Below are 21279 nucleotides of genomic sequence, written 5' to 3' on the forward strand. Positions count from 1 at the left end.
CCGCGAACACCGGGAACCGGGCATACAGCTCACGGCCCATGCCGGCCCGCTGCGAACCCTGACCCGAGAACAGCACCGCCAGCGACCGCTCGGCAGCACGACCACGCGCCACCTCCACCGGCCGCTCCCCCGCCGCACCCGCCGCGCCCGCGAGAAGCACCGCCCGGTGCTCGAACAACGACCGCCCCGACGCCAGGGTGTAGGCGGTGTCGAGGGCCTGGACGTCCGGGTGGGCGGCGGTGAACGACACCAGTCGCTCGGTCTGGTCCGTGAGGGCCTCGGGGGTGCGGGCGGAGACGAGCCACGGCACCTCGGCGGGCGCCACCGGTGCCGCGTCACCGCGGGGCTCCGCGTCCGCCGGAGCCTGTTCCAGCAGGACGTGGGCGTTGGTGCCGCTGACGCCGAAGGCGGAGACTCCGGCGAGGCGGGGCCGGCCGGTCTCCGGCCAGGCGCGGCGCTCGCGGAGCAGGGCGACCGTGCCGTCGGACCAGTCGACGTGGGTCGACGGGGTGTCGACGTGCAGGGTCCGGGGCAGTTCGCCGTGGCGCAGGGCGAGCACGGTCTTGATGACGCCCGCGACACCGGCGGCGGCCTGGGTGTGGCCCAGGTTCGACTTGACCGTGCCGAGCAGCAGCGGGTGCTCCGGGTCGCGTTCGGTGCCGTAGGCGGAGATGAGGGCGTGTGCCTCGATGGGGTCGCCGAGGGTGGTGCCGGTGCCGTGCGCCTCGACCATGTCGACGTCGGCCGGGGTGAGGCGGGCGTCGGCGAGGGCCTGGCGGATCACGCGCTGCTGGGCGCGGCCGTTGGGGGCGGTCAGGCCGTTGGAGGCGCCGTCCTGGTTGACGGCCGCGCCGCGGACCACGGCGAGCACGGGGTGTCCGTTGCGGCGGGCGTCCGACAGGCGCTCCAGGACGAGGACGCCGGCGCCCTCGGACCAGGCGGTGCCGTCGGCGGAGTCGGCGAAGGCCTTGCAGCGGCCGTCGCCGGCGAGGCCGCCCTGGGCGGTGAACTCGACGAAGGCGTCGGGGCTGGACATCACCGAGACACCGCCGGCCAGGACCAGGGAGCACTCGCCGGAGCGCAGTGCCGTGGCGGCCATGTGCAGGGCGACGAGCGCCGAGGAGCAGGCGGTGTCGACGGTGACGGCCGGGCCCTCCAGGCCGAGGGTGTAGGACAGCCGGCCGGACATGACGCTGGCGGTGGTGCCGGTGGCGGCGTGGCCCTGCACGTCGGTGGTGCCGCGGCGCAGCATGGTCGCGTAGTCCTGGCCGTTGGTGCCGACGAAGACGCCGGTGGCGCTGCCGCGCAGGCCCGCCGGGTCGATGCCGGCGCGCTCCAGGGCCTCCCAGGACGTCTCGAGGAGCAGGCGCTGCTGCGGGTCCATGGCGAGGGCCTCGCGCGGGGAGATCCCGAAGAAGGCGGCGTCGAAGAGGCCGGCGCCGTCGAGGAATCCGCCCTCCAGGGTGGCGGAGCCTCCGCGGGCGAGGGCGTCGAGGTCCCAGCCGCGGTCGGCGGGGAAGCCGGTGATGGCGTCGCGGCCGTCGTACAGCAGGTCCCACAGGTCGTCGGGTGAGTCGACGCCGCCGGGGAAGCGGCAGCCCATGCCGACGATGACCACGGGGTCGTCGTCCGTCGCGCGTGCGGTGGTGTCCACGGCGGCGCGGCCGTCGGCCGGCTCGGGCAGGGTGCCGAGCAGTTCGGTGAGGAGGTGGGCGGCCAGGTCGCGGGTGGTGGGGTGGTCGTAGACGAGGGTGGCGGGCAGCTTCAGGCCGGTGGTGGCGTTGAGGGTGTTGCGCAGTTCGACGGTGGTCAGCGAGTCGAAGCCGAGGTCGGTGAAGGCCTGGTCGGGTTCGACGGCGGCCGGGTCGGGGTGGCCGAGGACGCCGGCGACCTGGGCGCGCACGAGGTCCAGGACGTACCGCTGCCGGGCGGGGCCGGTGAGCGCGGCGAGTTCCCGGCCGAGCACCGGGCCGGCGGTCGTGGCCGCGGTCGCGGAGCCGGCGGTGGTGGCGCGCAGTTCGGGCAGGTCGCGCACGAGCGGGCGGTTGGCGGCGAAGACCGTCGCGTACCGCTGCCAGTCGATGTCGGCGACGGTGAGCGCGGTGTCGCCGTGCTCGACGGCGGTGTCGAGGGCGGCGAGCGCGTCCTCGGCGCTCATCGGGGTGAAGCCGCCGCGGCGGACCCGGTCCTCCACTCCGGTGCCGTGGCCGGCCATGCCGGTGCCGGCCCAGGGTCCCCAGGCGACGGAGGTGGCCGGCAGGCCGGCGGCGCGGCGGTGTTCGGCGAGGGCGTCCAGGTAGGCGTTGGCGGCCGCGTAGTTGCCCTGGCCGGCGGCGCCGAGGCTGCCGGCGGTGGAGGAGAACAGCACGAAGTCGGTGAGGCCGCTCTCGCGGGTCAGTTCGTGCAGGTGGGCGGCGGAGTGTGCCTTGGCCCGCAGGACGGTGTCGAACCGTTCGGGGGTGAGCGCGTCGAGGACGCCGTCGTCGAGGACGCCGGCGGTGTGGATGACCGCGGTGAGGGGATGTTCGGCGGGGACGGCCGCGAGGAGGGCGGCGAGGGCGTCGCGGTCGGCGGTGTCGCAGGCGGCCACGGTCACCTCGGCGCCCAGTTCCCGCAGTTCGGCCGCGAGGTCGTCGGCACCGGGCGCGTCGATGCCGCGGCGGCTGGCCAGCAGCAGGTGCGGGGTGCCGCGTTCGGCGAGGCGGCGGGCGACGTGGGCACCGAGCGCGCCGGTGCCGCCGGTGATCAGGGCGGTGCCCTCGGGGGCGAACCGTCGGGGGGCCGTGCCGTCGGGGGCGGGGTGGTGGGTCAGACGGCGGGCGTAGGTGGCCGAGGTGCGGACGGCGAGGTCGGTCTCGTCGCCGGGTTCGGCCAGGAGGTGGGCCAGGCGGCGTACGGCCTGGGGGTCGAGGTGTTCGGGGAGGTCGACGACGCCGAAGCGTCGTTCGGGGTGTTCCAGGGCGGCGACCCGGACGAGGCCCCGTGCGGCGGCCTGCCCGGGGTGGGCGAGGCGGTCGGCGCGGCCGGTGGTGACGGCCTGGCGGGTGAGGAGCCACAGCGGGGCGTGGATCCCCGCGTCCCCGAGGGCCTGCACGGCGGTGGCCGTGGGCAGGACACCGCCGAGGCCGGCGGGGTCGTCCGTGCCGGAGTCGTCCGCACCGAGGGCGAGCAGGGACAGGACGCCGGTGAAACCGCCGTCGGGCACGGGGAGTTCCCGCAGCAGGCCGACGAGGCCCGTGCGGTCCCGGCCGTCGGTGGTCACGCGTAGGGCGTGCAGGCCGAGGATGTCCGGCAGTTCGGTCACGTCGGTGTCGGTCTCGGGACCGGTGGCCGGGAGCAGGACGAGCCAGGTACCACCCGGCCGCGCGGTGGGGGCACCGTCCAGCGGCTTCCACACGGCGCGGTGGCGGCGGGCGTCGGCGGCGACCCGTTCGGTGCGGCGGCGCCGCCACGCGGACAGGGCGGGCACGAGGGCGGCGAGGGTGTCGTCGTCGAGGCCGAGGTCGGCGCCGAGGGCGGGCAGGTCGGCTCGCTCCACGGCGGACCAGAACGCGGCGTCCGCGCCGTCGGCCGGGCCGGCCGCGGTCGCCGGGGCCGGCCCGTGGGTGGTGTCGGGCCAGTAGCGGCTGTGCTGGAAGGCGTAGGTGGGCAGGTCGACGCGGCGGGCGCCGGTGCCGTGCAGGACGCCGGACCAGTCCACACGGGTGCCGTGGACGTGGACGCGGGCCAGGGCGGTGGTGAGGGCGGTGGCCTCGTCGCGGTCGCGGCGCAGCGCGGGCACCGTGGTCACGTCGGTGTGCGCCGGCGTGTCGGCGTCTTCGGCGGCGTCGAGGGTGTCGCGTGCGGCGGCGGACAGGATGCCGTCGGGGCCGAGTTCCAGGAAGGAGGTGTGGCCCTGCCGGGCGAGGGTGCGCACGGCGTCGGCGAAGCGGACGGTGGCGCGGACCTGCTGGACCCAGTAGTCGGGGCTGCGCAGCGCGTCGGTGGCGGCGGGCTCGCCGGTGACGGTGGACACCAGCGGGACGGACGGCAGGTGGTAGGTGAGGCTGCGGGCGACCCGGGCGAAGTCGTCGAGCATGGCGTCCATGCGCGGCGAGTGGAAGGCGTGGCTGACGCGCAGGGCGCGGGTCTTGCGGCCGTCCCGGGCGAGCCGGGCGGCGGTCCGGGTGACGGCGTCCTCCTCGCCGGACAGGACGACGGCGCGCGGGCCGTTGACGGCGGCCAGACAGACCTGGTCCCCCAGGCCCTCCAGCAGCGGCATCACCTCGTCCTCGGCGGCCTGTACGGCGACCATGGCGCCGCCGGCCGGCAGGGCGGCCATGAGGCGGCCCCGGGCGGCGACGAGGGTGCAGGCGTCGTCCAGGGAGAGGACGCCCGCGACGTGGGCGGCGGCGAGTTCGCCGATGGAGTGGCCGGCGACGCTGTCGGGGACGGTGCCCCAGGACTCCACGAGCCGGTAGAGGGCCACTTCGAGGGCGAACAGGGCGGGCTGGGTGTAGGCGGTGTCGTGCAGGAGGTCCGCTTTCCGGGTGCCCTCCTCGGCGAACAGCACGTCCCGCAGCGGGTGTTCGAGTTCCTGGTCGAAGCGGGTGAGGACGTCGTCCAGGGCGTCCGCGAAGGCCGGGTAGCGGCCGTACAGTTCGCGGCCCATGGCGGCGCGCTGGCTGCCCTGTCCGGTGAACAGGAAGGCGAGGCGGCCTCGGGAGGGGGCGCCGGCGACGAGGGCGCCGTCGGGTGTGCCGTCGCGCAGGGCGGTCAGGGCGCGCAGGACCCCGTCGCGGTCGCCGGCGAGGACGGTGGCGCGGTGTTCCAGGGTGCCGCGGGTGGTGGCCAGGGAGTGGGCCACGTCGAGCAGCGGCAGCTCCGGGTGGGCCTCGGTGTACTCGAGGAGGCGGGCGGCCTGGGCGCGCAGGGCGGGGGCGGTGCGGGCGGACAGGACCAGCGGCACGCCGGCCGGCAGGGTGCCGGGGTCCGCGGCGGGCGCGGACTGCGGCACCTCCACGTCCGGGGTGTCGGGGGCCTGTTCGACGACGGTGTGGACGTTGGTGCCGCTGAGGCCGAAGGAGGAGACGGCGGCGCGGCGGGGCCGGCCGGTCTCGGGCCACGGCACGGTGCCGGTGGCCAGGTCGATGGCGCCGGAGTTCCAGTCGACGTGGCTGGAAGGGGTGTCCACGTGCAGGGTGGGCGGGACGGTGCCGTGGCGCATCGCCATGACCATCTTCATGACGCCGGCGATGCCGGACGCCATCTGGGTGTGGCCGATGTTGGACTTCACCGAGCCGAGCAGCAGCGGCCGGCCGGCGGGCCTGCCCTGGCCGTAGGTGGCGAGGAGGGCCTGCGCCTCGATGGGGTCGCCGAGCGCGGTGCCGGTGCCGTGCCCCTCGACCACGTCGACGTCGGCCGGGGTGAGGTGCGCGTTGGTGAGGGCCTGGCGGATCACCCGGGCCTGGGAGGGGCCGTTGGGGGCGGTCAGGCCGTTGGAGGCGCCGTCCTGGTTGACGGCGGAGCCGCGGATCACGGCGAGCACGGGGTGGCCGTTGCGGCGGGCGTCGGAGAGCCGTTCGACCAGGACGAGGCCGACGCCCTCGGCGAGGCTCATGCCGTCGGCGCCCTCGGCGTACGCCTTGCAGCGGCCGTCGGGGGCCATGGCGCGCTGGCGGCTGAAGCCGGTGAAGGCGCTGGGGGTGGCCATGACGCTGACGCCGCCGGCGAGGGCGAGGGTGCTCTCGCCGTTGCGCAGCGACTGGCAGGCCAGGTGCAGTGCGACGAGCGAGGAGGAGCAGGCGGTGTCCAGGGTGACGGCCGGGCCCTCCAGGCCGAAGGTGTAGGCGAGGCGGCCGGACATCACGCTGGAGATGGTGCCGGTGATGAGGTGGCCCTCGGCGCCCTCGGAGGAGGCGCCGCCCGCCGTGTAGTCCTGGTAGCTGGCGCCGATGAAGGTGCCGGTGAGGCTGCCGCGGAGGGTGGCGGGGTCGATGCCGGCGCGTTCCAGGACCTCCCAGCCCGTCTCCAGCAGGAGCCGCTGCTGCGGGTCCATGGCGAGGGCCTCGCGCGGGGAGATCCCGAAGAAGCCGGCGTCGAAGTCGGCGACGTCGTGGAGGAAGCCGCCCTGGGTGGAGTAGGTGGTGCCGGGCTTGTCGGGGTCGGGGTCGTAGAGGGCGTCGGCGTCCCAGCCGCGGTCGGCGGGGAAGCCGGTGATGGCGTCGCCGCCGGCCGCGACGAGGTCCCACAGGGCCTCGGGGGAGGTGACGCCGCCGGGGTAGCGGCAGCTCATGGCGACGACGGCGATGGGCTCGTCGTCGGCGGCGGCGGTGGTGCGCACCGGTCCGCCGTCCTCGGTGCCGGGGCCGCCGATGAGGCCGCGCAGGTGCGCGACGAGGGTGAGCGGGTCCGGGTAGTCGAAGACGAGGGTGCTCGGGAGGGTGAGGCCGGTGACTGCGGCGAGCCGGTTGCGCAGGTCGACGGCGGTCAGGGAGTCGAAGCCGACGTCGCGGAAGGCACGGCGCTCGGACAGTACGTCCGGGGAGGCGTGGCCGAGGACGGTGGCGGCCTCGGAGCGGACCAGGTCCAGCAGGAGGCGGTCCTGTTCGCCGGCGGGCAGCGCGCGCAGCCGGCCGGCGAACTCACCGCCGTCGGCGGCGCGGGTTTGCGACTCCTCGGTCAGGCGCCGTACGTCGGGGACGTCCTCGAACAGGTCGGTGGGTCGCGAGGAGGTGAACACCGGGTGGTAGCGGTCCCAGTCGACGTCGGCGACGGCGAGGACGCCCTCGTCGGCGTCGAGGGCCCCCCGGAGCCCGGCGAGGGCCAGCTCGGGGTTCATGAAGACCAGTCCGCTGCGGCGGATCTGGCTGGGGTCGACGCGGCCGAGCTTCATGTCGTCGGCCCAGATGCCCCACGAGATCGCGGTGGCGCGGGCGCCACGGGCGCGGCGGTGCTCGGCGAGCGCGTTGAGGTGGGCGTTGGCGGCGACGTAGGCGGCGTGCCGGCCGCTGCCCCACAGGCCGGCGGTGGAGGAGTAGAGGACGAAGGCGTCGAGCTGGTCGTCGTCGAGGAGGTCGTCGAGGTGGGCGGCGCCGGCGGTCTTGGCGTGCACGACCCTGGCGAAGGCGTCGAGGCTGGTCTCGTCGATCGACTGGAGTTCGATGACGGCGGCGGTGTGGAAGACGCTGCGGACGGTGCGCCCCTCGGCGGCGAGCCGGTCCAGGAGCGCGGCGACGGCGTCCCGGTCGGTGACGTCGCAGGCGGCGACGGTGGCGGTGCAGCCTCGGTCGGCGAGCTCGGCGACGAGTTCGGCCGCTCCGGGCGCGCTGTCGCCGCGGCGGCTGGTGAGCACCAGGTCGCGGGCGCCCTGGTCGGCGAGCCAGCGGGCCAGGTGGGGGCCGAGGGTGCCGGTGCCGCCGGTGACCAGGACGGTGCCGCGCGGGCTCCAGCCGGGGCCGCCGGCCGGGGCGGGCGCGGGGGCGACACGGCGGGCGAGGACGCCGGAGGCGCGGACGGCGAGCTGGTCCTCGCCGGTGCTGCCGGTGAGGACGGCGGCGAGCCTTTGCGCCGCGCGGTGGTCGAGGGTCTCGGGCAGGTCGACGGTGCCGCCCCAGCGCTGCGGGTGTTCCAGCGCGGCGGTCCAGCCGAGGCCGTGCACCATGGCCTGCGCGGGCCGGGTGAGCCGGTCGGCGCGGCCGGTGGAGACGGCGCCGCGGGTCAGCGCCCACAGGGGCGCGTCGATTCCGGCGTCGCCGAGGGCCTGCACCAGGGTGACGGAGAGTGCGAGCCCGGCGGGCAGCGCGGGGTGGAGGGTGCCGGTGTCCTCGGCGGCGGCCAGCAGCGACACCACGCCGGTGGGTTCGGGCAGGTCGCGCAGGCGGGCGGCGAGGTGGCCGCGGTCGGTGTCGGCGGCATCGAGGTGCAGCGGCACCGCGTCGGCGCCGTGCGCGGTGAGCGCCTCCCGTACGGCGGTGGTGTGGGCGGAGTCGGTGCCGTCGGCGGTGACCAGCAGCCAGGTGCCGGTGAGGGCGGCGTCGGGCAGGGCGCCGAGCGGCTTCCAGGTGGCGCGGTAGCGCCAGGAGCCGACGGTGGAGCGGTCGCGGCGCCGGCGGCGCCAGGTGGACAGGGCGGGCAGGACGGGGGCGAGTGCGTCACGGTCCAGGTGCAGGCGGGTGGCGAGGGAGTCGACGTCCTCCTGCTCGACCTCGGTCCAGAACTCGGCGTCGGCGGGGTCGCCTTCGCCCGTGGTGCGCGGCGGCGCCGCCTCGGTCCACAGGTGCTCGCGCTGGAAGGCGTAGGTGGGCAGGGGTGTCCTGCGGGTGCCGCATCCGGCGTAGACGGCGGTCCAGTCGGCGCGGCCGCCGCGGACCCACTGCTCGGCGAGGGAGGACAGGAAGCGGCCGGTGCCGCCCTGTTCGCGGCGCAGGGTGCCGGTGACGGCGACGTGGTCGCCGGTCTCCTCGGCGGTGGCCTGCACCGCCATGGTGAGCACGGGGTGCGGGCTGATCTCGACGAACACGGTGTGCCCGGCGCCGAGGAGGGCGCGTACGGCGTCCTCGAAGCGGACGGTCCGGCGCAGGTTGCGGTACCAGTAGGCGGCGTCCGTGGCGGCGGTGCCGAGGATCTCGCCGGTGACCGTGGAGTGGAACGGTACCCGTGGCTGGCGGGGCGTCACGGGGGCGAGCAGGTCGAGGAGTTCGTCGTGGATGCGCTCGACCTGCGGGGAGTGGGAGGCGTAGTCCACGGCGACGCGGCGGGCGCGTACGTCCCGGGCGGTGAACTCGGCGTGCAGGGCGTCGAGCGCGTCGGGGGTGCCGGCGAGGACCACGGAGCGGGGCCCGTTGACGGCGGCGACGGAGACGGCGCCGTCGTGGGCGGTCAGGTACTCCTCGGCCTCGGCGGCGGGAAGCTGGACGGACATCATGCCGCCGGCGCCGGCCAGGACGCGGCCGATGGCCTGGCTGCGCAGGGCGACGACACGGGCGCCGTCCTCCAGGGACAGGGCGCCGGAGACGACGGCGGCGGCGATCTCGCCCTGGGAGTGGCCGACGACGGCGTCCGGGGTGACGCCGTGGGCACGCCACAGCTCGGCCAGGGACACCATCACGGCCCAGGTGGCGGGCTGGACGACGTCGACGCGCTCGAAGTCGGGTGCGCCGTCGGCGCCGCGGATGACGTCGACGAGGGACCAGTCGGTGAACGGGGCGAGCGCGGCGGCGCACTCCTGCAGCCGCTCGGCGAACACGGTTGAGACGTCGAGGAGTTCGGCGCCCATGCCGGCCCACTGGGAGCCCTGTCCCGGGAAGACGAACACGGTGCGGCCGTCGGTGTCGGCGGTGCCGCTCACGACCTGGGCGGTGGACTCGCCGTCGGCGAACGCGGTGAGCGCGTCGGTGAGTTCGCCGGTGGTGGTGCCGAGGGCGACGGCGCGGTGCTCCAGCACGGAGCGGGCGGTGATCAGGGTGTGGCCGACGTCGGCGGGGTGCGGCTCGGCGGCGGTCACGTGGTCGGCGAGGTTGCGGGCCTGGCCGCGCAGCGCCGCGGGGGCGGCGGCGGACAGGATCCAGGGCAGGGTGCCACCGGCCGGGAGGGCGGGCTCGGGGGCCTCGGCGGGTCCCGGGCCGGCGGGCGCCTGTTCCAGGACGGCGTGCGCGTTGGTGCCGCTGATGCCGAAGGAGGAGACGGCACAGCGCAGCGGGGCGTCGTCCTTGTGCCAGTCGGTGGTCCCGGTGACGAGGCGGACGGCGCCGTCGGCCCAGTCGACGTGGCTGGAGGGGCGGTCGGCGTGCAGGGTGCGCGGCAGGGTGCCGTGGCGCATCGCCATGACCATCTTGATGATGCCGGCGACACCGGCGGCCGACTGGGTGTGGCCGATGTTGGACTTCACCGAGCCGAGCAGCAGGGGGCGTTCGGGGTCGCGGTCCCGGCCGTAGGTGGCGAGCAGGGCCTGCGCCTCGATGGGGTCGCCGAGGCTGGTACCGGTGCCGTGCGCCTCGACGGCGTCCACGTCGGCGGGGGCCAGTCCGGCGGCGCCCAGGGCCTGGCGGATGACGCGGACCTGGGAGGGCCCGTTGGGCGCGGTCAGGCCGTTGGAGGCGCCGTCCTGGTTGATGGCCGAGCCGCGGACCACGGCGAGGACCTCGTGTCCGTTGCGGCGGGCGTCGGAGAGGCGTTCCAGGACGAGGACGCCGACGCCCTCGGCGAGGGTCATGCCGTCGGCGTCGTCGGAGAACGCCTTGCAGCGTCCGTCGCGGGCCAGGGCCCGCTGCCGGCTGAACGCGATGAACGACATCGGGTTGGTCATGACGGTGGCGCCGCCCGCGAGGGCGAGGCTGCTCTCGCCGTTGCGCAGCGACTGGCAGGCCAGGTGCAGCGCGACCAGGGAGGAGGAGCAGGCGGTGTCGACGGTGACCGCCGGGCCCTCCAGGCCGAAGGTGTAGGCGAGTCGTCCGGACAGGACGCTGGGGCTGGAGCCGGTGACGGCGTGCCCGGCGGAGCCGTCGTCCATGGCGACGCCGTAGTCCTGGTAGGTGGAGCCGATGAAGGTGCCGGTGGGCGTGGAGTGCACCGAAGCGGGGTCGATCCCTGCGTGCTCGAACGCCTCCCAGGTGGTCTCGAGCAGCAGCCGCTGCTGCGGGTCCATGGTGACGGCCTCGCGGGGCGAGATGCCGAAGAAACCGGGGTCGAACTCGCCCGCGTCGTGCAGGAAGCCGCCGAGGGTGGAGTAGGTGGTGCCGGGGTTGTCGGGGTCGGGGTCGTAGAGGGCGTCGGCGTCCCAGCCCCGGTTGACGGGGAACTCGGAGATGGTGTCGGTGCCGTCTGCGACGAGCCGCCAGAACGCGTCGGCGGAGCGGGCGCCGCCGGGGAAGCGGCAGCTCATGCCGATGATGGCGATGGGCTCGTCGGTGGCGCCCGGGCCGGCGGTGGCGACGGACGCGCTGTCGCCGGTACCGAGGAGTTCGTTCCGCAGGTGGCGGGCGAGGGCGGCCGGGTTGGGGTGGTCGAAGACCAGGGTGGTGGGCAGGGCGAGGCCGGTGAGCGCGGCGAGGCGCTTGCGCAGTTCCACGGCGGTCAGCGAGTCGAAGCCCGCGTCGCGGAAGGCGCGCTTGGCGGGGACGCCGTCGGCGGAGGTGTGGCCGAGGACGAGGGCGGCCTCGGAGCGCACCAGGTCCAGCAGGAGCCGCTCCTGCTCGTCGCCGGTCAGTCCGCGCAGCCGTCCGGCCAGTTCGGAGACGGTCGCGGTGGTGCCCGCCGGGGCGGCCAGGGCGCGTACGGTGTCGATCTCGTCGAACAGGCGGCTGGCGCGTACGGCGGTGAAGACCGGGTGGTACTGCTCCCAGTCGACGTCGGCGACGGTGACCGCGGTGTCCTTCTGGACGAGGGCGCGGCGCAGTTCCGTGACGGCGGTGGCGGGGGCCAGCAGGCGCAGTCCGCTGCGTTCGAGGGTGTCGGAGACGGAGTGGTGCGTGTGGGCCATGCCGGTCCCGGCCCACGGGCCCCAGGCGACGGCGGTGGCGGCCAGGCCGCGGGCGCGCCGGTGCTCGGCGAGGGCGTCGAGGTAGGCGTTTGCGGCGGCGTAGGCGCTCTGTCCGGCGCTGCCCCACACTCCGGCGACGGACGAGTACAGCAGGAAGAAGTCCAGGTCGTGACCGTCGAGCAGGCTGTCGAGGTGGGCGGCGCCGAGGGTCTTGGCGGCCATCGCGGCGGCGGTGTCGGCCAGCGGGGTGGTGGACAGGGGCGCGGCCTGGCCGACGCCGGCGGCGTGCACCACACCGGTGAGCGGGGTGTCCTCGGGGACGGCGGCGAGGACGGCCGCGAGGGCGTCGCGATCGGCGCTGTCGCAGGCGGCGAGGGTGACGCGGGTTCCCGACTCCTCCAGTTCGGCGGCGAGTTCGGCGGCGCCCGGCGCGTCGGGGCCGCGCCGGCTGGTGAGGACCAGGTGGGCGGCGCCGGCGCGGGCCAGCAGGCGGGCGGTCTCGGCGCCGAGACCGCCGGTGCCGCCGGTGATGAGGACGGTGCCGGAGGCGGTGAGGGCGTCCTCGCGCGGCAGGTCGGCGCCGGGGTGGCGGACGATGCGGCGGGCGAGCACACCGGAGGCGCGGACGGCGACCTGGTCGTCGCCGTCGCGGGCGGCGAGTACGCCGGCCAGGCGCTGCGCGGCGGGCGCGTCGAGGACGGCCGGCAGGTCGACGAGGCCGCCGGGCTGCTCGGGGCGTTCCAGGGCGGTGACCCGGCCCAGGCCCCAGTGGGCGGCGCGGGCGGGGTGGGTCGGCGGGTCGTCGGTGCCGGTGGAGACGGCGCCGCGGGTGACGGTCCACAGCGGGGCGGTGGTGCCGGTGTCGCCGCAGGCCTGGGCGAGGACGACGCCGAGGGCGAAGCCGGGCGGGAGGCCGCCGGCCGCGGTGCCCCCGGATGTCTTGTCGGTCGGCTGGGGGCCGTCGGCGAGCGGCAGCAGGTTCAGGATGCCGGTGGCATCGGGGGCCCCGGCGGCGCGCAGGGCGTCGGCGAGCCGGTCGCGGTCGAGGTGGGAGGCGTCGAGTTCGAGGCGCTGGAGCAGGGCGCCGTGGCCGCGCAGCGCGTCGAGGACCTCGCCGGCCTCGTCGCCGGCGGTGGTGAGGGCCAGCCAGGTGCCGTCCAGGACGGGGGCGCCGGTGGCGGTGGCGGGCCGCCAGGCGACCTGGTAGCGGGCGGCGTCCAGGACGGCCTTCTCCTGCCGGGCGCGCCGCCAGGAGGACAGCGAGGGCAGCAGCGCGTACAGGGAGGCGTGCTCCTCGTCGCGCAGCCCGAGCAGTCCGGCGAGTCCGTCGGCGTCGCCGCGTTCGACGGCGGTCCACAGGGCGGCGTCGGCGGGGTCGGATGCGGCGCGGCGGGCGCCGGGGGCGGTGGTGTCGGGCCAGTACGTCTCGTGCTGGAAGGCGTAGGTGGGCAGTTCGACGGTGGCGGCGCCGGTGTGCAGGGCGGACCAGTCCAGGCGGACCCCGCGCACGTGCAGGCGGGCGAGGGCGGCGAGGGCGCTGACGTCCTCCGGGCGGTCGGTGCGCAGCAGCGGGACGGCGTCGGTGCCGGCCTCGCCACCGAGGGTGTCCTCGGCGAGCGCGGCGAGGGAGCCGCCGGGGCCGAGTTCGAGGTAGGTGGCGGCGCCCGCCTCGTGGGCGGCGCGCACCGCGTCGGCGAAGCGGACGGTGCCGCGGACGTGGCGCACCCAGTAGTCGGCGGTGCGCAGGTCGTCGCCGGTGGCGGGGCGGCCGGTGAGGTCGGAGACGACCGGGACGGCCGGCTCGTGGTAGGTCAGGCCCTCGGCGACCCGGCGGTAGGCGTCGAGCATGGCGTCCATGCGCGGCGAGTGGAAGGCGTGGCTGACCCGCAGCCGGCGGGTGGTGCGGCCCTGGCCGGCGAAGTGGGCGGCGACGCGCTCGGCGGCGTCCTCGTCCCCGGCGACGACGACGGAGCCGGGGCTGTTGACGGCGGCCAGACAGACCTGGTCCTCCAGGCCCTCCAGCAGCGGCATCACCTCGTCCTCGGTGGCCTGCACGGAGTACATGGCGCCGCCCTCGGGCAGCGCCTGCATGAGCCGGGCGCGCGCGGCGACCAGGGTGCAGGCGTCGTCCAGGGACAGGACACCGGCGGCGTGGGCGGCGGTGATCCCGCCGATGGAGTGCCCGAGGAGCACGCCGGGGCGCACGCCCCAGGAGCGGACCAGGTGGTACAGGGCGGTTTCGAGGGCGAACAGGGCAGGCTGGGTCCAGCCGGTCTCGTAGAGCGCGGCGGCCTCGGGGGTGCCCTCCCCGGCGAACAGGACGTCCTTGAGGGAGCGCGGCGTGGAGTCCCCCTCCGGACCGGCGAGCAGCGGGTCGAGCTTCGCCACGACCTCGTCGAGGGCTTCGGCGAACTTCGGGTACCGGGCGTACAGTTCGCGGCCGGTGCCGGGGCGCTGGCTGCCCTGCCCGGTGAACAGCAGGGCGGTGCGGCCGGCTCCGCCGCTCTCGCCGAGGACCAGCGCCGGGTCGGGCCGGTCGGCGGCGAGCGCGGCCAGGGCTCGCCGTACGTCGCCGGGGGTGCCGACGGCGACGGCGCGCTGCTCGAACGCGGGCCGGGTGGTGGCCAGGGAGAGGGTGACATCGGCGGGGGCGAGGGCCGGGCGCTCGTCCAGGTATGCGAGCAGGCGGGCGGCCTGGGCGCGCAGCGCGGGCCGGGTACGGCCGGACAGGAGCCACGGCAGGACGGCGGGAACCTCGGCGTCGGTGCCCGCGGGGCGGGGCACGGGTTGTGGCGCGGGCTGTTCCAGGACGACGTGCGCGTTGGTGCCGCTGATGCCGAAGGAGGAGACGGCGGCGCGGCGGGGGCGGCCCGTCTCGGGCCAGGCGGTGTGCTCCTGGAGCAGGGCGACCGCGCCGGACTCCCAGTCGACGTGGCTGGAGGGGCGGTCGGCGTGCAGGGTGCGCGGCAGTTCGCCGTGGCGCATCGCCATGACCATCTTGATGACGCCGGCGACACCGGCGGCGGCCTGGGTGTGACCCAGGTTGGACTTCACCGAGCCGAGCAGCAGGGGGCGTTCGGGGTCGCGGTCCCGGCCGTAGGTGGCGAGCAGGGCCTGCGCCTCGATGGGGTCGCCGAGGCTGGTACCGGTGCCGTGCGCCTCGACGGCGTCCACGTCGGCGGGGGCCAGTCCGGCGGTGCCCAGGGCCTGGCGGATGACGCGCTGCTGGGAGGGCCCGTTGGGCGCGGTCAGGCCGTTGGAGGCGCCGTCCTGGTTGACGGCGGAGCCGCGGACCACGGCCAGGACGCGGTGACCGTTGCGGCGCGCGTCGGAGAGGCGTTCCAGGACGAGGACGCCGACGCCCTCGGACCAGCCGACGCCGTCGGCGTCGTCGGAGAAGGCCTTGCAGCGGCCGTCGGGCGACAGGCCGCGCTGACGGGAGAACTCGATCAGGGAGGTCGGCGTGGACATCACGGTGACGCCGCCGGCCAGGGCGAGGGAGCATTCTTTGGAGCGCAGGGCCTGCATCGCCCAGTGCATGGCGACCAGGGAGGAGGAGCAGGCGGTGTCGACGGTGACCGCCGGGCCCTCCAGGCCGAGGGCGTAGGAGACCCGGCCGGAGGCGATGCTGGGCGCGGTGCCGCTGCCCTGGTGGCCCTCGAAGCGCTCGTCGGCGAGGGTGGCGGAGTAGTCGCTGTACATGACGCCGGCGAACACGCCGGTGCGGCTGCCGCGCAGGGAGACCGGGTCGATGCCGGCGTGTTCCACGGCGGTCCAGGACGCCTCCAGGAGCAGCCGCTGCTGGGAGTCGGTGGCCAGCGCCTCGCGGGGGCTCATGCCGAAGAAGCCGGGGTCGAAGTCGCCCGCGTCGTGCAGGAATCCGCCGTAGCGGGTGTACGAGGTGCCGGGGTGGTCGGGGTCCGGGTGGTACAGCGAGTCCAGGTCCCAGCCGCGGTTGGCGGGCAGGCCGCCGACCGCGTCGGTGCCCTCGGTGACCAGGCGCCACAGGTCGTCGGGGGAGCTGACGCCGCCGGGGTAGCGGCAGCTCATGCCGACGATGACGATCGGGTCGTCGGCGGTGGCGGTGGCCGCCGGGGCGGCGGCGGGGGCGGGGGCGTCCGGCTCGGCGTCGCCGGTCAGCTCCTCGAGCAGGTGGGCGGCGAGCGCGGTGACCGTGGGGTAGTCGAAGACGACGGTGGCGGAGGTGCGCAGGCCGGTGACGGAGGCGAGCCGGTTGCGCAGTTCGACGGCGGTCAGGGAGTCGAAGCCGAGGTCCTGGAAGGCGCGTTCGGGGTCGACGTCGGTGGCGGAGGCGTGGCCGAGGACGGCGGCCACCTGGGCGCGCACCAGGTCGGTGACGGTCTCGGTGCGGGCCTCCGCGTCGAGCCGGGACAGCCGCTGGGTGAGGCCGAGGGCGGCCCCGGAGCCGGTGCGCACGGTGCGGCGGCGGGCCCGGATCAGGCCGCGCAGCAGCGGCGGCACCTCTCCCCCGCCGCGCAGCGCGGTCAGGTCGAGCCGGACGGGCAGGACGGCGGCGCGGGGCAGGGTGAGGGCGGTGTCGAAGAGGGCGAGGCCGTCCTCGGGGGCGAGCGGGGGCGTGCCGGAGCGGGACAGGCGGCGCAGGTCGTGCCCGGTGAGTTCGCCGGTCATGCCGGTGCCGGGCGCCCAGGGGCCCCAGCCGAGGGAGAGGCCGGGCAGTCCGGTGGCGCGCCGGGTCGCGGCGAGGGCGTCGAGGAAGGCGTTGGCGGCGGCGTAGCCGGCCTGGCCGGGGGCGCCGGCGGTGCCGGCGAAGGAGGAGAAGACGACGAACGCGGCGAGGTCGAGGTCGCGCGTGGCCCGGTGCAGGTGCCAGACGGCGTCGGCCTTGGGCCGCAGGACGGCGGTGAGGCGGTCGCTGGTGAAGGATTCCACCAGCCCGTCGTCGAGGACGCCCGCGGTGTGCACCACGGCGGTGACGGGGCGGTCCTCGGGTACCGCGGCGAAGAGCGCGGCGACGGCGTCGGGGTCGGCGGCGTCGCACGCCCGGAGCGTGACCTCGGCGCCGGACTCGCGCAGGGTGTCGGCCAGCTCGGCGGCACCGGGCGCGTCGGGGCCGCGCCGGCCGGCCAGCAGCAGGTGCCGTACGCCGTGTTCGGCGACGAGGTGGCGGGCGAGGACGCCGCCCAGGCCGCCGGTGCCGCCGGTGATCACGACGGTGCCGTCGGGGTTCCAGGCAGGGGTGTCCCGCTCGGCGGGCGGGCGGACCCGGGCGAGGCGGGCGCCGAGGACCGCGCCGTCGCGGACGGCGGTCTGCGGCTCGTCGGCGGTGAGGGCGGCCGGGAGGGCCGAGGCGGGGTCGGCCGTGGACGCGGGGTCGAGGTCCAGCAGCCCGAAGCGGCCGGGGTGCTCGGTCTGCGCGGAGCGGACCAGGCCCCAGACGGCCGCCGCGGCGGGGTCGGTGACACCGCCGCCGTCGGTGGCGACGGCTCCCCGGGTGACGAACACCAGCCGGGAACCGGAACGGGCCGGGCCGTCGAGCCAGTCCTTCAGGTGTCCGAGCGCGCGGGAGGCGACCTCGTGCACCGAGGTGAGCAGGTGGTCGTCGCCCGCGCCGGCGACGGGGGCGAGCACCAGGTCCGGCGTCTCGTCGCCGCCGTCGGTGACGGTCGCGCCGACGGCGGACAGGGCGGCGGACAGGCCGAAGGGGTCGGTGCCGAGCAGGCCGACGGTGGCGGGCAGGGCGGTGCCGTCGGACGAGGCCGTGAGCCGGGTCCAGTCCAGGGCGAACAGCGCGTCCCGCTCCAGGGCGGAGGCCGCGGTGGCGCGTGCGTCCGGGGTGGCGCGCAGCACCAGGGAGGCCACGGAGGCGACGGGCGCCCCGGTGGCGTCGGTGACGGCGATCGACACGGCGTCGTCGGCGGCCGGGACGAGCCGGACCCGGACCTCGGCGGCGCCGCCGGCGTGCAGGGTGACGTCCTGCCAGGAGAAGGGCAGGCCGCCGCGCGCGTCCTCGCCGAGCGGAGCGAAGGCGGTGGCGTGCAGGGCGGCGTCGAGGAGCGCGGGGTGGAGGCCGAAGGAGGGCGCGTCATCGGCTGCTCCGGCGTCGAGGGCGACCTCGGCGAAGGTCTCCTCGCCGCGCCGCCACACCGCCCGCAGGCCGCGGAAGGCCGGTCCGTAGCCGAATCCGGCGTCGGCGAGTGAGTCGTGGAAGCCGTCCAGGTCGACCGGTTCGGCGCCGGCCGGGGGCCACACGGCCGCGTCGAAGCCGTCCTCGTGGCGGGCGCCGGGGGCGAGGGTGCCGGTGGCGTGCCGGGTCCACGGCTGGTCGTCGTCGCCGTCGGGGCGGGCGTAGAGGCTGAGAGTGCGGCGGCCGGTGTCGTCGGGGCTGCCGATCCACACCTGCACCTGGACGCCGCCGTCCTCGGGCAGGGCGAGCGGGGCGGCGAGGGTGAGGTCCTCGACGCGGTCGCAGCCGACCTCGTCGCCGGCCCGTACCGCCAGTTCCAGGAAGGCGGTGCCGGGCAGCAGGACGGTGCCGCGCACCGTGTGGTCGGCGAGCCAGGGGTGGGTGCGCACCGAGAGGCGGCCGGTGAGCAGCAGTCCGTCGGAGTTGGCGAGGGTGACGGCGGCGGCCAGCAGCGGGTGGTGGGCGGCGCCCAGGCCGGCGGCCCGTACGTCGCCGGTGAGTCCGGTGACGCCCTTCGGCCAGTACCGGCGGTGCTGGAAGGCGTACGTCGGCAGGTCGGCGCGGCGGGCGCCGGTGCCCTCGAACCAGCGCTCCCAGCGCAGCGGCGCACCGTGCAGGTACAGGCCGGCGGCGGTCTCGGTGAGCGCGGTGGCCCCGGGGCGGTCCTTGCGCAGGGCGGGCAGGACGGCGGCGTCCTCGTGTCCGGCGGCGTCCAGGCAGGCGCGGCTGAGTGCGGACAGGGTGCTGTCGGGGCCGAGTTCGAGGAAGACGCCGGTACCGTGTCCGGCCAGCCAGCCGACGCCGTCGGCGAAGCGGACGGTGCTGCGGACGTGGTCGGCCCAGTAGTCGGCGGAGGTCAGCTGCTCGACCGTGGCGGGCCGGCCGGTCAGGTTGGAGACCACGGGCAGCGCGGGGGCCTGCGGGGCCAGCCCGGCGACGACATCCCGGAACTCCGCGAGCATCGGCTCCATCAGCGGCGAGTGGAAGGCGTGCGAGACGCGCAGTCGCCGGGTGCGGCGGCCGAGAGCGGTGAAGTGGGCGGCGACGGCGTCGACGGCGTCGGCGGTGCCCGCGACGACCACCGCCGAGGGGCCGTTGAGGGCGGCGATCGACACCCGGTCGGCGCGCTCGGCGACGAGCGGGGCCACCTCGTCCTCGGTGGCTTCGACGGAGACCATGGCGCCGCCCTCGGGCAGCGCCTCCATCAGCCGTCCGCGGGCGAGGACCAGGGCGCAGGCGTCCTCCAGGGAGAAGACGCCCGCGACGTGCGCGGCGGCGATCTCGCCGACCGAGTGGCCGGTGACGTGGTCGGGGGTGAGGCCCCAGGACTCGACCAGCCGGTACAGGGCGACTTCGAGGGCGAAGAGGGCGGGTTGCGCGTATCCGGTGCGGTCCAGGAGAGCCGCCTCGGTGGTGCCCTCCTCGGCCAGCAGGAGGGGGCGCAGCGGGCGGTCGAGCCCGGCGTCGAGGTGGCCGAGGATCTCGTCGAGGGCGCGCGCGAAGACGGGGAAGCGGACGTACAGGTCGCGGCCCATGCCGGGGCGCTGGGAGCCCTGGCCGGAGAAGAGCACGGCGAGCTTGGGGCGTTCGCGCGTCCGGTGGACGGTGAGGCCCGGCGCGTCCTCGCCGGCGGCGAGTGCGGTGAGGGCGACGAGGGCGGTGTCCCGGTCTGCGGTGGTGAACGCGGCGCGGTGCTCGAAGGCGGACCGGGTGGTGGCCAGCGCGTGGGCGGTGTCGAGGGCGGTGAGCGCGGGCCGGTCGCGCAGGTGGGCCAGCAGCCGGCCGGCCTGTTCGCGCAGGGCGTCGGCGGTGCGGCCGGACAGCAGCCACGGCAGGACGCCGGGCTCGGCGGCGGGTGCCGTGGGGGTCTCCTCGGCTCCGTCGGCGGCGGGCTCCTCGGCGGGAGCCTCCTCGATGATGGTGTGCGCGTTGGTGCCGGACAGGCCGAACGAGGAGACGCCGGCCCGGCGCGGGGCGTTCTCCCGGCGCGGCCACGCGACGGGCTCGGTGAGGAGGCGGACGGCTCCCTCGGTCCAGTCGACGTGGGTGGACGGCCGGTCCACGTGCAGGGTGCGCGGGAGCAGGTCGTGGCGCATCGCCATGACCATCTTGATGATGCCGGCGACACCGGCGGCGGCCTGGGTGTGGCTGATGTTGGACTTCACCGAGCCGAGCAGCAGCGGCTGTTCGGGGTCGCGGCCCTGACCGTAGGTGGCGAGCAGCGCCTGCGCTTCGACGGGGTCGCCGAGGACGGTGCCGGTGCCGTGCGCCTCCACGGCGTCGACCTCCGTGGCGGAGAGCCGGGCGTTGACCAGGGCGGCCTCGATGACCCGCTGCTGGGAGGGGCCGTTGGGAGCGGTCAGGCCGTTGGAGGCGCCGTCCTGGTTGACGGCCGAGCCGCGCACCACGGCGAGCACCTGGTGGCCGTTGCGGCGGGCCTCGGAGAGCCGCTCCAGGACGAGGACGCCGACACCCTCGGACCAGCCGGTGCCGTCGGCGGCGTCGGCGAAGGACTTGCAGCGGCCGTCGCCCGCGAGGCCGCCCTGGCGGGCGAACTCGACGAAGGTGGTGGGGCTCGCCATCACGGTGACGCCGGCCGCCAGTGCCAGCGAGCACTCCCCCGCGCGCAGTGCCTGGGCGGCCATGTGCAGGGCGACCAGTGAGGAGGAGCATGCCGTGTCGACGGTGACGGCGGGCCCCACGGCTCCGTAGAAGTAGGACAGCCGGCCGGACAGGATGCTGGTGGCGTTGCCGGTCAGCTGGAAGCCCTGGACGTCGTCGTCGGGGCCGACGCGGTAGTCCTGCGGCATGGCGCCGACGAACATGCCGGTACGGCTGCCGCGGACGCCGGACGGGTCGATCCCGGCGCGCTCGAAGGCCTCCCAGGACGTTTCCAGGAGCAGGCGTTGCTGCGGGTCCATGGAAAGGGCCTCGCGGGGCGAGATACCGAAGAAGTCCGCGTCGAAGGCGGGGGCGTCGTGCAGGAAACCGCCGGCGAAGTCGGCGGGCCCGTCGCCGATGGCGGCCTCCCAGCCCCGGTCGCCGGGCATCGGGGTGATGCCGTCCTCACCGGCGACCAGTATCCGCCACAGCTCTTCCGGACTGTTCACGCCGCCCGGGTACCGGCAGCCCATGCCGACGATCGCGATGGGTTCGGTGGCCGCCGCCTCCAGCTCGCTCACCCGCTGCCGCGAACGCTTCAGATCGGCGCTCGCTCGCTTGAGGTAGTCCCGGAGCTTCTGTTCCTTGTCCATTTCAACGCAACCCATCTGGAAGAAGACCGGCGGACGGCTGGCGGTCCGGTGGGGACACCGGGTGTTCGGGGCGGCCGTTCGGCGCCGGGACGACCGGGGTGTCCGAAGGAGTGGGGACGACTGGGGCGAGGGCCGGGAAGGCGTGCCCGGCACGGGGCCTCAGCCGTCGGGCGGACCGGGCCGTGCGGAGTGCCGGGGCCCGCCCGTCCGGGGCGGACCCCCGGCACGACGCCGGGCGGGGACCGCTGCGGCAGTTCCTTCGGAGCACGCGCGCAGCGCGCGTGCCGTGCACACGATTCCGCAGACCATGGGCCCAGTCTCGGGCGGTACGTCTGCGGAAATCCCTAGTATGTGGGCGGCCGGAAGGCGGGTCTGCCGGAGCGTGTCACCGCCGGTGGGCC

At 76.3% G+C, this 21279-nt stretch carries 1 protein-coding gene; it reads right to left on the reverse strand.

All coding sequences use genetic code 11. From position 1 onward, the window contains the following. Positions 1–20878: type I polyketide synthase (locus ORI94_RS26855; RefSeq protein ID WP_266080234.1), on the reverse strand; the 20878-nt coding region annotated here is incomplete at its 3' end. Positions 20879–21279 lie beyond the last annotated feature (401 nt).

The organism is Streptomyces sp. NEAU-W12 (genome assembly GCF_026242095.1).
Taxonomy (GTDB): Bacteria; Actinomycetota; Actinomycetes; order Streptomycetales; family Streptomycetaceae; genus Streptomyces.